At 63.5% G+C, this 14,238-nt stretch carries 12 protein-coding genes; 5 read left to right on the top strand and 7 right to left on the bottom strand.

The window, feature by feature from the left end:
• Positions 1-111: 111 nt before the first annotated feature.
• The 3 genes from ACFOW7_RS02220 to ACFOW7_RS02210 all read right to left on the bottom strand — a co-directional run bounded on the left by ACFOW7_RS02220 (position 112) and on the right by ACFOW7_RS02210 (position 3,607).
• A complete protein-coding gene (locus tag ACFOW7_RS02220; protein WP_378160554.1) occupies positions 112-453 on the bottom strand; it encodes an AzlD domain-containing protein in 342 nt (113 codons plus the stop codon).
• Positions 443-1,159, bottom strand: coding sequence for an AzlC family ABC transporter permease (locus tag ACFOW7_RS02215; protein ID WP_378160552.1), 717 nt, complete (start codon positions 1,157-1,159; stop codon positions 443-445). Before ACFOW7_RS02215 ends, ACFOW7_RS02220 begins: the two co-directional genes overlap by 11 nt.
• A 261-nt stretch (positions 1,160-1,420) precedes the next feature.
• Entirely contained in the window at positions 1,421-3,607 is a 2,187-nt protein-coding gene (locus tag ACFOW7_RS02210) for a 3'-5' exonuclease (protein WP_378160550.1), read from the bottom strand.
• A gap of 638 nt (positions 3,608-4,245) precedes the next feature.
• Between ACFOW7_RS02210 and ACFOW7_RS02205 the strand changes: the two genes are divergently transcribed.
• Positions 4,246-4,782 (top strand): chorismate--pyruvate lyase family protein, encoded by a 537-nt coding sequence (locus ACFOW7_RS02205; protein WP_378160548.1) that lies wholly within the window; start codon positions 4,246-4,248, stop codon positions 4,780-4,782.
• A gap of 6 nt (positions 4,783-4,788) precedes the next feature.
• Positions 4,789-5,679 (top strand): 4-hydroxybenzoate octaprenyltransferase, encoded by an 891-nt coding sequence (gene ubiA, locus ACFOW7_RS02200; RefSeq protein WP_378160546.1) that lies wholly within the window; start codon positions 4,789-4,791, stop codon positions 5,677-5,679.
• A 119-nt stretch (positions 5,680-5,798) separates the two neighbouring features.
• Here ubiA and recJ read toward each other — a convergent pair whose 3' ends face one another.
• From recJ to ACFOW7_RS02185, 3 genes are read right to left on the bottom strand one after another with little or no spacing between them, the layout of a single operon-like run.
• Positions 5,799-7,481, bottom strand: coding sequence for a single-stranded-DNA-specific exonuclease RecJ (gene recJ, locus ACFOW7_RS02195; protein WP_378160545.1), 1,683 nt, complete (start codon positions 7,479-7,481; stop codon positions 5,799-5,801).
• Between the two features lie 19 nt (positions 7,482-7,500).
• Positions 7,501-8,511 carry a hypothetical protein gene (locus ACFOW7_RS02190; protein ID WP_378160543.1) on the bottom strand — a complete coding sequence of 337 codons (1,011 nt, stop codon included), beginning with the start codon at positions 8,509-8,511 and terminating at the stop codon, positions 7,501-7,503.
• The gene (locus ACFOW7_RS02185; protein WP_378160541.1) at positions 8,508-10,088 is read right to left on the bottom strand and encodes a hypothetical protein; all 1,581 of its coding nucleotides are present in this window, start codon (positions 10,086-10,088) and stop codon (positions 8,508-8,510) included. The genes ACFOW7_RS02190 and ACFOW7_RS02185 overlap by 4 nt, the downstream gene beginning before the upstream one ends.
• Before the next feature lie 135 nt (positions 10,089-10,223).
• On the opposite strand from ACFOW7_RS02185, the gene ACFOW7_RS02180 reads away from it, so the two are divergent.
• The 3 genes from ACFOW7_RS02180 to serB are packed head-to-tail and all read left to right on the top strand — an operon-like array spanning position 10,224 to position 13,090.
• Complete coding sequence (locus ACFOW7_RS02180; RefSeq protein WP_378160538.1) at positions 10,224-11,468, top strand: lipoprotein-releasing ABC transporter permease subunit; 1,245 nt, start codon at positions 10,224-10,226, stop codon at positions 11,466-11,468.
• Positions 11,461-12,243 (top strand): lipoprotein-releasing ABC transporter ATP-binding protein LolD, encoded by a 783-nt coding sequence (gene lolD / locus ACFOW7_RS02175; protein ID WP_378160536.1) that lies wholly within the window; start codon positions 11,461-11,463, stop codon positions 12,241-12,243. Before ACFOW7_RS02180 ends, lolD begins: the two co-directional genes overlap by 8 nt.
• Positions 12,233-13,090 (top strand): phosphoserine phosphatase SerB, encoded by an 858-nt coding sequence (gene serB / locus ACFOW7_RS02170; RefSeq protein ID WP_378160534.1) that lies wholly within the window; start codon positions 12,233-12,235, stop codon positions 13,088-13,090. Before lolD ends, serB begins: the two co-directional genes overlap by 11 nt.
• 208 nt (positions 13,091-13,298) lie before the next feature.
• Here serB and ACFOW7_RS02165 read toward each other — a convergent pair whose 3' ends face one another.
• Positions 13,299-14,162: a D-hexose-6-phosphate mutarotase gene (locus ACFOW7_RS02165; protein WP_378160532.1), complete on the bottom strand. Its 864-nt coding sequence runs from the start codon at positions 14,160-14,162 to the stop codon at positions 13,299-13,301.
• Positions 14,163-14,238 lie beyond the last annotated feature (76 nt).

Here is a 14,238-nt window from a genome sequence, read left to right as displayed (position 1 = left end):
CTACGCGGTGTCCATCCGCCCCCAACAAGACCATATGCAGGTAACTTTTTTAAGCCTACTTACTGACACTTATCTTGCAGATGCTTTTCCTGAAATTTTCCTATCGCCTCCTCACCCCGACCACCCTACCAAGCCGCGCCAGGCGAAGAACACCGCCAGCCCGCCACCGATCGCCAGCAATAGTCTATCGCCGCGCCAGGCCAGCACTGCCGTGGCGATCGCGGCGATCAGATAGGCATTGCGCCAATCGAGCCGCCACCCGCCCGCCACGCCATCGGGCAGCAGCACCGCGGGCGCCACGATCGCGCTCAATACTGCCACCGGCACATAACGCAGCGCCCGCTTGACCAGCGGCGGAAACACCAGCCGCTCCCCCACCGCAAAAAAGCTGTAGCGGATCAAGAACGTCACCGCCGCCATGCCGGCGATAATCAAAGCCTCCTCACGACTCATGGTCCGTCCTTTTCTCCAGCAGCAGCCCCATCACCACCCCGGTCAGCGCAGCCAGCACCAGACCCAGACGATAGGGCAACGATTGCCCCGCCAGCGCCACCGCCGACGCACACAGCGCCGCAGCCAGCATCGGCCGGGTCTTCAATAGCGGCACCACGATGCCGACAAAGGTCGCCACCATGGCGAAATCGAGGCCCAGCTTATCCAGGCCCTCGACACTGCGCCCCAGCGCCACCCCGACCACGGTCCAGAGCTGCCAGTTCAGATACATCGCCAGTACCGAACCCAGGAAATACCAATGACTCGCCGCCACCCCGTTCTGGCGCAACTGCCTTTGCTGGACCACGGCAAAACTCTCGTCGGTCAGACCGAAGGCCAGCGGAATCCGCCAGCGCTGCGGCAGATGGGACACCTGCGGCAGCAGGGTCGCCGAATAGAGCGCATGGCGCAGATTGATCACCAGCGTGGTCATCACGATCACCGCCAAGCCGGCGTGCTCCTTGAATAGCGACAAGGCCACGAATTGGGCCGAACCCGCATACACCAGCAGCGACATTGCCAGCGCACCCCAGGCCGACAGGTCGGACGGCGCCGCCAAGGTGCCAAAGATCACCCCGAAAGGCGCAGCACCAATCAGCATCGGCAGAGAATCGCGCGCGCCGCGCCAGAGTTCCAGTCGGCGCGGGGCGGCGGGAGAATCGGACATAGCGGACTCCTGAGCAGAGAGACGGCGGAAGGAAAGGCAGTGAGAGGATAAAGCAAGGGAGAGGAAGTTTTACTTTTAATATCCTTTACTTGAAACAGAGGTTGTTATTGATATAAGCATCGGCAGCGCTGTGATGTCCATTTGATGGATATATCTATCTGCCAATTGTGGAGTTGTGTTGACAGTGGAAAATCGAGAGCTGCCTGAGCAGGCAATATTCAGCCTTCTTGTTTTTCCCCTTCGTAACTATTGGTGTTTAGTTTATCCACCACTTGCTTCGTTGGAAGACTCGGTCTCATCATCATCAACCCCCTTGACCCGTCGCAGCATCGCCTCCTTCCAGCCAGGCGGCACACGGCTGCGCCGCTGTTGGGTAGCGGGGGTCGTCTGGGGGGAATGGACGTAATCCCCTTCCATTCCGCGCATCTCGCGCACGAAACGGCTCAGTCGCGGACCATTGCCGGTTTCGCCGCGCCGCGAAATCGCCGCGTCGGCCGGCCCGAACAGCCACAGCCGTTTGCGCGCCCGGGTGCAGCCGACATAGAACAGCCGCCGCTCGACCTCGAAATCGTCGGCGGCAAACGCCGCACTATGACGTGGCAGACGGGGAAACCGCCCCTCGACCAGGCCGCAGATCGCCACATTGTCCCATTCATGGCCCTTGGCATTGGCGCAGGTCGATAGCGTCACCCGCACCCGTTCGCCGACCTGCCAGCGGTTGGCGTGACCCATCTGCTCGAAGGCTTGCAGTGCCTGTTTGACGGTCCAGTCATGATGACGGGCCAGGGCAATAAAGCGGGCGATGGTGGCGCGCCGGGTGGCCAGCAGCGAGCGGCTGAGGATCGAATCCTCGAGCACCCGCTCCAGCGCAGTCGCCTCGATCAGCCGCACCAGCGCTTCGGCTGCCGGCATCTGGTCGGGAATGGCGCAGATTTCCACCCAGGCATCGAGCACGCTGTGGCGCAGCGCCTTACGCCCTTCCCGGTCGGCGTTCGATGGCAGCGAATCGAGAAACGCCGCCATCGCCACATTGGCGAGCAGGTTCTGGCACGACGCGACATCATCCCCGCCACCGCCCCGTGGTCGCGATTCGGCGAGCCGTTGCAGCTCCTTCATCGCCTCGTCAAAGGCCGGGCCGTGGAATTCGGGGAAAAACAGCCGTGCCAGACCACCGATCAACAGATGCCGCCGGCCGGGTTTGATCAGCCCCATCCGTTCGCCACCCATGGCCAGCAGCGCGATCAGACCGAGGATCTCTTCGCGCTGGATCAGCATCTGGGCGTTCTGCACCCGATAGGGAATATTCTTGCGGATCAGTGCCTCTTCGATTTCCAGCGCGTCGTGCAGATCGTGCACCAGAATGGCGCAGCGGGTATCGAAGTCATCGTGGTTCAGCCACTGCTGCACCCGCTCGGTCACATCGTCGGCCTCGTCGCTGGAGGCGCGAAAGCGGACTTCGGTATTGAACAGGCCAGCCGATTGCAGCGGGAAACGGGCCGGATTGCCAAACAGCGCCTGCATCTGCCGCGCCACCTTGTCGCCGCACCGGTAGGACAGCGGCAGATCGACCTGCCGCACGCCCGGGAACAGCTCGGAAAAGCGCGAATTCATCACCTGCGAGCTGGCGCCCTGATCGCGATAGATGCACTGGCGCTCGTCGCCCACCGCCACCACCACGGTGCGTGGATGGCTGATGGCATGCAGCAGATTGAGATGGTTGATATTCAGGTCATAGGCTTCGTCGATCAGGATATGGTCGTAGCGATTGGCAAACAGCCGTCTGGCTTCGGGCTCGCGCGCCACCACGCTGGCGGGCAGCTCGATCACGTCCTGATGCAGATAGAAGCCGCGTTGCAGCCGCAGTTTCTCGAACTGATGGAAGATTTCCAGCAAGGCCGGCTCGATATCGCAGCGCTCGGCCTGGTCGAGGAAATGCTCGTCATCCTCGACCAGCGCCTGCAAGGACTGGCTGCCTTTGAGCTGGGCAAAGCGGCGGATCAGTTCTTCATGGCTAGCCGGGGTGGCCATCGGATAGTGGAAATCGGGCCGCCGCTCGGCTGCAAGATGGATCGCTTCGCGCATGGTATCGACCACCAGCGCTTCGCTCGAATCCCAGCAGATCCGCAGCCGCTCGGGGCCAAAGCCGGCCTGGACCAGCGTATGGGCCAGCCGGCCGGCGAACGCGGCAAAGGTCTGCGGTTGTGGCAGTTCGATCCGGTAAGCCTTGGCCAGCGCTTCCAGATACTGGCCAATGGCGCGGCGGCCAGCCTGGCTATAGGTCAGCACCACGATCTTGTGTGGTGCAATGCCTTCGCGGACCCGACGCAGCGCCGCGTGGGCCAGAAAGGTCGATTTGCCGGTACCGGCGCCGGCGCGCACCAGCAACGAGCCCTTTTCGGCCAGCAATTGCTGGGTGTTTTCGGGGAATTCCTGGGGGTCGATAATCATGGCGCGCACCTCACGGGCTGGCCGCCTGGCTGGGCAGCCGGGAAAGCAGAATCGTCAGTAAAATTATCAGCCCGATCCGTGCCAGACACGGGACTATTCTTAAGAAAAAATAAATATATACAACTTGACGATTCGCTTGGCAGACCGGGCAGCCAACCATAGCCGCCGCCAGCCCACCGCCGCGACGTATCGATACCTTGCAAACATGCCATAAATAGGGGCGATCACCGCACTTCTAAAGAGGCAATACGCCAGTTCCACTGCGCGAGGTAAAGCAAAACCGCTTTCCACTTCGACTCCGTTCCCCTGCTGCGACGCCAAACGGCCTTGGAATGAGAGATCCGAGGCCGACGGCTTGCCAAGCGAAACGGTCGGGACAGGCTGAAGCAAGGCTGGACAGCAAGGGTTTTCCGCCGCAACAGGCGTCAATGCCGAATGCACATTCGTGCAGATTTTCCGCCTGTCGGGCCTGGGATACCGCTTACCGACCAGCACAACGTCATGCATTGTCAGCCCATCATGCTTTGCAGATAATGACGCCCGCTTGAGTCAGCCTCGTCCCTGTCAAAAAAAGCGACGGCTGGCACCGGGCCACAACAAGGGGTCTGGCATAATCGCGCTTTTTCTGCGGGTAGACCATGCCAGACCTAGCCAGCCACCGATGGGGCCATCCGGCCAGCCGGGCGCCGCGTCGCTTGCAACCCTGGCTGACCGAGCGCGGCTCACTGACGGCGCGGCTGCGGGCGCATTTCCCGGCCGTGCGAGTCAGGCTGCTGCGGCAAGGACCGGGGCAGCCGCTACGCGACGAACTGGCGCCGCTTGGCCAGCCGCGGCCCTGCCGTTCCGTGGTACGCGAGATTCTGCTGTTGAGTGGCGACACCCCGCTGGTGTTCGCCCACTCGGTGATGACCTATCAGTCTTTGCGTTATGGCTTCGGTCTGTTGCGGCACCAGGGGGTAAAACCGCTTGGTGCCACCTTGTTCGCCAATCCGCGGGTGCAGCGCAGTCCGCTGGCCTGGCGGCGGCTCGATCGGCGCCACCCCTTGTGGCGGGCGGCCGCTGCCGCCGTGGCCGGCTTGCCGCCGCAGCTCTGGGCGCGCCGCTCGCGCTTCACCCTGGGCCATGCCGAGCTGTTGATCACCGAGGTGTTCCTGCCGGCCATCCTGAAGGAGTAGAAAAATATGAACTGGGCCAGGATCAAGGACCGGATCGACCAATACGAAAAGCTGATGCGGCTCGACAAGCCGATCGGCATCCTGCTGCTGCTGTGGCCGACCCTCTGGGGACTATGGATTGCCAACAGCGGCCTTCCCTCCAACTATCTGCTGCTCTGGATCTTTATCCTTGGCACCGTGCTGATGCGCTCGGCCGGCTGCGTGATCAATGACTATGCCGACCGCGATATCGACCGCCATGTCGAACGCACCCGCGATCGCCCGCTGACGGCGGGCCGGATCAGCACCACCGAGGCGCTGGTGCTGGCCGGCACCCTGGCCATCGCGGCCTTCTGCCTGCTGCTGCCGCTCAACCGGCTGACCATGTATCTGAGCGTGCCGGCCGTCCTGCTGGCGGCGAGCTACCCGTTCACCAAGCGCTTCTTTGCCCTGCCGCAAGCCTATCTGGGCATCGCCTTCGGCTTTGGCATCCCGATGGCGTTCGCCGCCAGCCTCAACGAGGTGCCGTGGTTCGCCTGGTGGCTGCTTGGGGCCAATCTGCTGTGGACCGTGGCCTACGACACCGAATACGCCATGGTCGACAAACCCGACGACCTCAAAATCGGCATCAAGACCTCGGCCATCACCTTCGGCCGCTTCGATGTCGCGGCGGTGATGATCTGCCAGATGCTGTTCCTGCTGAATATGGCCGGCATCGGTTTCTACCTCAATATGGGCGTCTTCTATTACCTCGGCCTGTTCATTGCCGGCGTGCTGGCGCTGCTGCAATACCGGATGATCCGCGACCGTGACCGCAACCGCTGTTTCCGGGCCTTTCTCGACAATAACTGGATAGGCGGCGTGATCTTCCTGGGAATTGCCGCCAACTACTGGCTCCAGCACAACCGCTACTTCTAAACGAAAAGGCCGGCTCCCACGGGAGTCGGCCTTTTCTACATATCGGCGTCCTATTTTAATTTTAAATTGTAGGGCGCTCACTTTCTAGCACATCAATTTCCTGAAATTTTCCAAATAGGCTACAGCACCTGCTCGACCATCAATTGCAGGCTGCGCACGCCCTGGTATTCATTGACGCTCAGCTGATAGACCGCATCGATACGCTCGGCCAGCGGCTCGGGATGCTGGAAACGCATCGCCTCGAACTGCGTCCCACGTTCACTCTCCAGCCGCAGCTTGAGGTGGCGCTCACCGACCACGCGCTGGCTGACCACGCGGAAATGCCCGACGAAACGCGGCGGCGGAAAGCCCTGGCCCCAGACGCGCGAATCGAGCCGTTCAGCAAGCTCCAGCGTCATCTCGGCCCCGCGCAGTTCGCCATCGACTTCAACGGTGCGGGTCAGCTCGGCAGGAGACAGCAGTTCGCGGCACACCGCCTCAAATGCATCGCGAAAGCGTTCTACCTGATCGCCGGTGAGCGTGAGGCCCGCCGCAGCCGCATGACCGCCGAAGCGGTCGATCAGCCCGCTCTCGCGCTTGGCCACCAGATCGAGCGCATCACGCAGATGCAGACCAGGAATCGAGCGGCCCGAACCCTTGATCTCGCCTTCCATCCCGCGCGCAAACACCACGGTAGGGCGATGGTGGCGGTCCTTGAGCCGGCTGGCGACCAGACCGACCACGCCCTGGTGGAAGTCGTCGTCGAACACGGTGAGGCTGTAGCGGTCGTCCACCACCACGGCGTCGAGCCGATGCTGGGCGATATCCTGCATCTCGGCCTCGATCACCCGCCGCTCGCGGTTGAGTCGGTCGAGTTCGCGTGCCATATCGAGCGCGGCACCCGGGTCGCTGGCGGTCAGACAGGCAATGCCCAGCGACATATCGTCGAGCCGGCCCGCGGCGTTGAGACGCGGGCCCAGCATAAAGCCCAGATCAAACGCCGACGCCCGATGGACCGCCCGGCCGGCCGCCTGAAACAGCGCCAGGACGCCCGGCTGGGCACGGCCGGCGCGCATCCGGCGCAAGCCCTGTTCGACCAGAATCCGGTTATTGACATCGAGCCTGACCACATCGGCCACCGTGCCCAGCGCCACCAGATCGAGCAGATCGGCCAGATTGGGCTCGGGACGCTCGGCAAAGGCGCCGCGCTGGCGCAGCTCGGCCCGCAGCGCCATCAGCACATAGAACATCACCCCGCAACCGGCCAGGCTTTTGCTGGCAAAGTCGCAACCGGGCTGGTTGGGGTTGACGATCAGCGCTTCGGGCAACTCCTCGCCGGCCAGATGGTGATCGGTGACCAGCACATCGATCCCCAGGGCACGCGCCCGGGCCACGCCCGCCACGCTGGCCACGCCGTTATCGACCGTGACGATCAGCTCGGGCCGCTGCTGGGCGGCCAGATCGACGATTTCAGGCGTCAGGCCATAGCCGTATTCAAAGCGGTTGGGCACCAGAAAATCGACCGTTGCGCCCAACAGCCCGAGACCACGCAGGCCCACGGCACAAGCGGTGGCGCCGTCGGCGTCATAGTCGGCCACGATCAGCACCCGCTCGCGCCGCTCGACGGCATCGGCCAGCCGGGCAGCGGCGGCGGCGATATTGCGCAGGCCCTGGTAGGGCAACAGGCGTTTCAGATCGATTTCCAGTTCGGCCGGGTCCGTCACACCGCGCGCGGCAAATACGCGCGCCTCGATCGGATGCAGGCCGGCGTCGAGCAAGGCTCGCTCGGCGTCGTGGGGAACGACACGGGTCAGTAATTGCATGAAATATCCAGGGAAGCGTTCAGGCCAGGGCCAGACGGCGCACAGGTGCGGCACCGCGCCAGAATTTCCAGCGCGTCGCCGGCTTCAATTCGGCAGTGAGATTTCCCCCACTGTCGGGAAAGACCAGACGCAAATGGGGAATTGCACCGCTTTTCCAGGCAGCCAACAGGGTTTGCAGCCAAACGTGGTCAAGCGCCTGCAAGGCTTCGCGCCAGGCCATCAGGTCGCCCAGTCGGCCAGGCCCGCTCAGTGCATCGAGCCAGAGCAGCGTGTCGGACCCGCTGACCTCGCCATCGAGCGTGGGCGGCAGCGGCCGCTGCGGCACATCGGCCGCCACGGCCAGCGCGGCCAAGGTGGCATCGTCACCGCAGACCCGAGCAAACGGCCGCCGCAGATCGGCCGGCGCCGGACCCTCGCCCCACAGCCACAGCGAATTGACGGCCGGTTTGCCGGCCAGCTCGCGCGCATCGTTGACCGAATGGGTATAGAGCAGCATCTGCATTTCATTGATGAGCGCGTGCCAGCGCAGGGCGGCTTCGCCACGTGGCAGATGCGGATGGATATCGCTGCCCAGCACCTCGACCGGAGCCGTGGTGGTGAGACCGGGGTCCTGGTCGAGCCGCAGATACCAACGATCGGGATGGGGGGCGTAGAAATGCAGGCCGTCGGCACCGAACAGCCGGTTGAGCGCGCCGGTCAGGGCTTCGGCCTCGGATGGGTCGATGCCAAGGCCGCCATGGCCCAGCAGCAGCACGGCATCGCGGTCGGCGCGCAGATGAACCGGATCGGCCCTGAGCCAGAAGCCTGGCGGTGCATCGGGCCAGTCGAGGCGCAGGCCCAGTTGTGCCGCGCCCACCGCTTCTGCGCCAAACCAGCCGCGCAGCAGCGCCTCGGGGCTTGAGCCGGCCGTCTCGGCCAGATCGGCCCGCCCCAGCAGCGCCCGTAAACCGGGCAGATCAAGGTCGAGTGTCGGATCGACGCCTTGGGCGGCCGAAAAACGGGCGGCCGGGATCACTACCGTCAAACTCATTGCACCTCTCCGCGATCACTGGCAACGGTATCGACAGGCGGCGGTGCCAGCGTCAGCAGCTCGCAGCGGTAGACGACGCAGTCGACGCAGATTTCCTGTTGCGACAATACCCGGAACGACAGGTCGCCATCGCGGGTCGCCGGCGCGGCGTAGAGCTGGCCCACTTGCAGTTCCGGCTTGGCGGTCAGTAGCAGATGTTGCTGGGCCGTGCCATTGTCGGGGCGCAGATAGAGGGCAAGCAGATTGTCGTAGGACTGGACCTGACTGACCATTTCCCACTGCGACACCTTGGCCTTGACGGTCAGCCGCACCGATTCGGGGTCGCGTGACCACATCTGCACGCCGGCAAACACCTCGCCCTGGCCGCGCACGAGCACACGACGGAGCACACCGATGCGCCAGTTATTGTCCTTATCGGTCTTGATGCCGACCACCAGCCCGATCTTGGCCCAGCCCTTATGGCGGCTGAGCTTGAGACCAAGGCCCGTTGCGCTCACGTCCTCGACCTCGCAACGCTCGACCGTCTGGGTCTTGGGCGGTGCCAGCGCCGCCGACACCAGGCGGCGCAGCGCGGCGAATTCATAGGCCACCGACAGCGTGCCCGAAATGGCGCGCCGCTCGGCCAGCCGCTTGGCTTCGCGGCCGCTCCAGCGGTTCTTGAGGTGTTTGATGACGGTCAGCGTCTCGGCCACTTGCAGTTCGCCGGCCGGGTCGAGTTTCTGCGGCAGCTTGTGTTGGGTGCTGATCAGGTTTTCCAGGGCGATCAATTCGAGCAGGGTCTTTTCCAGACCGTAGTAAAGACCACGGCCCTGTAGCTTGGTCGGCACCTGGGTCAGCATGGTGGGCGGATTATCGTCATCGCTGACCTGGCCAAACGGGGTGGAATCGGAATGTTGCTGGCTGACATGGATAAAGCTCGCCAGCGTATCGGCGATGCGATCGGCAATCAGCAGCTGGCGGCCTTGCAGATCGGGCGACAGGGTACGCGACAGCAGCACCAGATGGGCCAGTTGCTTTTGCAGCCGGCCGCTTTCGCCTTCAGGCCGGGCCAGTCGGGCGGCCAGGGTGCCGCCCAGGCCCAGGGCGAATTCGACCAGGGGACGGATCTCATGCCAGGGCAGACGGTCCATCCGGGGTTCGCGCACAAAGCGCACCACATGCTCGCGGCCGATCCAGTAGAGCCAGCTCGACACGCTGGCCTGGACCAGGCCGATATACTGCGGCTTCTTGGCCAGCATCTCGACTTCACGTTTGAGCGCTTCGGTATAAGTGCGCAGGATGGTGTCACAGTAGGGGACGGTGGTCTGGAGCAGCAGGGTCGAACGGGCATGGTTGGCATGGGCATCGACCATGCCGTTGATGGCGCTCTCGGCCACCGTGCGCAGATCGGGGTCGATGCGGCGCAGGATTTGCAGGCCGTCCTTGCGCGCGGCAAAGCGCGGCGCCTCTTGCGCCAACCAGTCGCTGATCGACTGCATGGCCTGCACCGGCGCCAGCGGCAAGGCGCTGGCAACGATCGCCACCGCTTGATCTTCGCGGGACTCGCGCCCGAACAGGCGCATCAGTTTTTCGATCATCTAGGTTGCCCCCGTTTATGAAACGGACTTCAAGTGGATGCCGCATCAAGCGGATTCTACCCGAAGCAGCCGCCCCGGTTTGGCGCGGCGCCCCGCTTGTGGCACACTGCGGCTCTTTTTTCGACATCTAGCGCCGTGGCTTCGTTCGAATGGCTGATCGGTCTGCGCTATACGCGGGCCAAGCGCCGAAACGGCTTTATCTCCTTTATCTCCCTGGTCTCGGTCCTGGGCATCGCGCTTGGAGTGGCGACGTTGATCATCGTGCTGTCGGTGATGAACGGCTTCCAGCGCGATATTCGCAACCGTACCTTCGAGGTGACTTCCCATTTGCAGATCACCGGTTACGACGGCCGGCTCAACGACTGGCGCAGCGTGGCGCAAAGCCTCAACGGCCAGCCCGGCCTGCTCGCCAGCGCGCCCTTCGTCGAAGGCCAGAGCCTGCTCTACTACGACGGGGCCTCCCAGGGCACCATCGTGCGCGGCATCGAACCCGAGCTGGAAAACCGGGTAACGGGCTTTGCCGCCCGCATGGCGGCCGGCCGGCTCGAAGCCTTGAAACCCGATGGCTTCGGTATCGTACTCGGCTCGGTACTGGCCCGCAGCCTGGGGGTTTCCGTCGGTGACAAGCTAACTGTCTATACCACCCAAGGCAATGTCACCCCGGCCGGTGTGGTGCCGCGTCTGCGCCGCTTCACCGTCGTCGGCATTGTCAGCATGGATATCCATCTGTACGACGCCACCCTCGCCCTGATCCATCTTTCCGATGCCCAGAAATTATTCCGCATGGGCGAGCAGGTATCGGGCCTACGCTACAAGCTGAGCGACCCGATGGGCGCGCCGGCGCTGCGCCTGGCGCTGGAGCGCCAGATTGACCAATCGCTGCTGGTGCGTGACTGGACGCTGGAAAACGTCGATTACTTCCGCGCCGTCCAGATGGAAAAGCGCATGTTGACGCTGATCCTGACCCTGATCGTGGCAGTGGCCGCGTTTAACCTGGTCTCCACGCTGGTGATGGCAGTCACCGACAAGCAGGCGGATATCGCCATCCTGCGCACACTCGGTGCCTCGCCTGGCAGCATCATGCGGATCTTCATGATCCAGGGGGCCAGCTCCGGTATTTTCGGTACGCTGTGCGGCGTACTGTTCGGGGTATTGGTGGCCTATAACGTGGGCGATATCGTGGCATTTCTGGAACGGCTCTTCGGGGTGCAGTTCCTGTCGGCCTCGGTCTATATGATCACCAAGCTGCCATCCGAGATTCAAAGCGAAGATGTGGTGACGATTGCCATCGTGTCGCTGCTGCTGTCCTTTATCGCCACGCTCTACCCGAGCTGGCGCGCATCCCGGGTCAACCCGGCCGAGGCGCTGCGCTATGAATGACGCCACCAAGCTCTATATCAACGCTCCCGGCATCGATCTGCCCGACGCGGGTTTGACGCCTGCATCCGCGGCGCCTGCCGCCGAGACGATTCTCGAAGCGCACGGTCTGACCAAGCGCTACGAAGATGGCGCCCTCAAGGTCAGCGTGCTCGAAGCGATCGATCTGACGGTCAGCGCCGGCCAGCGTCTGGCCATCGTCGGTGCCTCGGGCTCGGGGAAAAGCACCCTGCTTCACCTGCTGGGCGCGCTCGACCGGCCCAGTGCCGGGACGCTACGGATCACCGGCACCGACCCGTTTTCCCTGGGTGAAGCGGCGCGCAGCGCCTTGCGCAACCGCTCCCTGGGCTTTGTCTACCAATTCCACCATCTGCTGGCCGAATTCAGTGCACTGGAAAATGTCGCCATGCCGCTGCTGATCCGCCGCCTGCCGCGCCGCGAGGCCGAGTCGCGCGCAGCGGCGATGCTCGAGCAGGTGGGGCTGGCTCATCGCATCCAACATAAGCCCGGCGAACTGTCGGGCGGCGAGCGCCAGCGGGTGGCGATTGCGCGTGGTCTGGTGACGGAGCCCAAATGCCTGCTGGCCGACGAGCCCACCGGCAATCTCGACCGCCGCACCGCCGACGTCGTGTTCGACCTGATGCTGCGCCTGAACGAGCGGCTCGGCACAGCACTGGTGATCGTCACCCACGACCCCGAGCTGGCCGCCCGTGCCGGCACCCTGCTGACCATCGCCGATGGTCGGCTCCAGACCTTTGTGCCCAGCCATGACGCATAAGCTGATCCTGCAAGCTCCCGATATTGCCACCGGCGACCTGAAGCAACTGGCCCGCCTCAGCCATGCCCGTGCCATCGAGGCGGTGCAGGTGGCGGGGCTTGGCCATCAGGCGTTCCGGCTGGTCGATGCCGATCCGGCCAGCCACGAGGCCGTGGCGGCGCATTGCGCAGCGCAGGCCATCGACTACGCCTTTATGCCGGCTGACACTCAACTGGCCGACGTCGGGCTGGTGGTGATGGATATGGATTCGACCCTGATCAATATCGAGTGCATCGACGAGATTGCCGACGGTCTGGGGTTGAAGCCGCAGGTCGCCGCGATCACCGAGCGTTCGATGCGCGGCGAGATCGACTTCCGGCAGAGTCTCACTGAACGGGTGGCGCTGCTGGCGGGGCTGGAAGAAGCTGTGCTGGAGCGGGTCTATACGGAAAAGCTGCGCCTGAACCCGGGTGCCGAATTGATGCTGCGGACACTGCACGCAGCCGGCGCCCAGAGCCTGTTGATCTCAGGCGGCTTCACCTTCTTTACCGAACGCCTGCGCCAGCGGCTGGGCCTGAGCCGCGCGGTTGCCAATGTGCTGGAAACGTCGGCAGGCAAGTTGACGGGCCGGCTGGTCGGCCCGATGGTCGACGCCGAAACCAAGGCCGTCGAACTCGAATCCACCCGCCGCCACCTCGGCCTTGGACCCGGACGGGTCGTCGCCCTCGGTGACGGCGCCAATGATCTGCGGATGCTGGCAGCCGCCGATTACGGCATCGCCTACCACGCCAAACCTGTGGTCCAGGCCCAGGCTGCTTACGCCTTCAACCATATCGGGCTTGATGGTGTGCTGGCTTTGTTTGCCTAAAGCCAGTATGGCTGCAAGTTTTTATTTTTAAGTAGATAGCGCTTGCAGCCTAGCAAACTCTTTTTCCTGTTATTTTATTTTCGAGTATCTGCCGTATAAGGTCATGTCCAGACAGACCGATCTGGTTGTTCACGGAGAACCGCAGCAGGATCGGATACGTTTGCTCAAAAGAAAAGGACCGATTTTCCTCGGTCCTTTTTCCTTCCACTCAAGCCTCCACCACCCCTATCCGCGTCACCACCCGATGCCATTGGCCGGCTTGCAGACGAAGACCATCAGCAAGCGCGGCGCCGGTTTCGACGCATAGCATGCCCGACCAGTCAGCCATATCTGCCATCGCCGCCGCGCCCTGCTCGCCTGGGGTCCAGACGATGGCGCTGGGGCAGTTTTCCGCTTCGATCCGTAGCGCCGGCCACGGCGCGCGTTGCAGCACATACCTGCCTGAAGCGTCGGTGAATACGCTGTCGCACTGCTTGCCGGGCTGGAATATTCCGCACTGCGCCGTGGGCGCCCCATTGCTGAGCTTGTCGTGCCGGATACTGCCGGACAGGCCATCGACCGTTGCCGTTCTAACATCGGGTAGTGCCAGATAGCTGTGGAAAGCAAACGAGACCGGCTCGTCGATATCGTTCGGGACACGCATGGCCAGTGACAGTTTGATGCTCAGCCCCAGTCGCATGGTCAGCACCAGTTCGAAATCATGTGGCCAGAGTGCGCGCTGTTCGGGGTCGCTATCGAGTCGCCAGCGCAGCGTGCAGCCTTCCGGATCGTGGCTGGCGGCTTCGAGCCGCCAATTGCGCTGTCGCACCAGGCCATGCGCCGGCAAGCCCGGACGAGGGCCGAACCAGGGCCAGCAGAGCGGAATGCCGCCGCGCAAGGGCCGGCCCGCCTCGAAACGGGTGGCGGGCGACAGCCAGATCAGCGGCGGCTGGTCGGTCGCCTGCCAATCGAGCAGTTGTGCGCCCTGGCGGGACACCAGGCCACGACCGACGGGATGGTCGATCTCGATCAGATCGATTTCACCGCGCCTGACCCAGCGCATCACGGCAGATGGAAGTTCGGGCTGCTGCACATCGCCTCCTGTCTCGATGGGAACGAGAGCATTTCCATGTGAATCGGTATCGCCGCCAAGCCTGATAGCGCGCTGA

Source organism: Chitinimonas lacunae (genome assembly GCF_042650885.1).
Classification (GTDB): domain Bacteria; phylum Pseudomonadota; class Gammaproteobacteria; order Burkholderiales; family Chitinimonadaceae; genus Chitinimonas_A; species Chitinimonas_A lacunae.
Note: the sequence above shows the minus strand (reverse complement) of the source record. Positions and strands in the feature narration are given on the sequence as shown.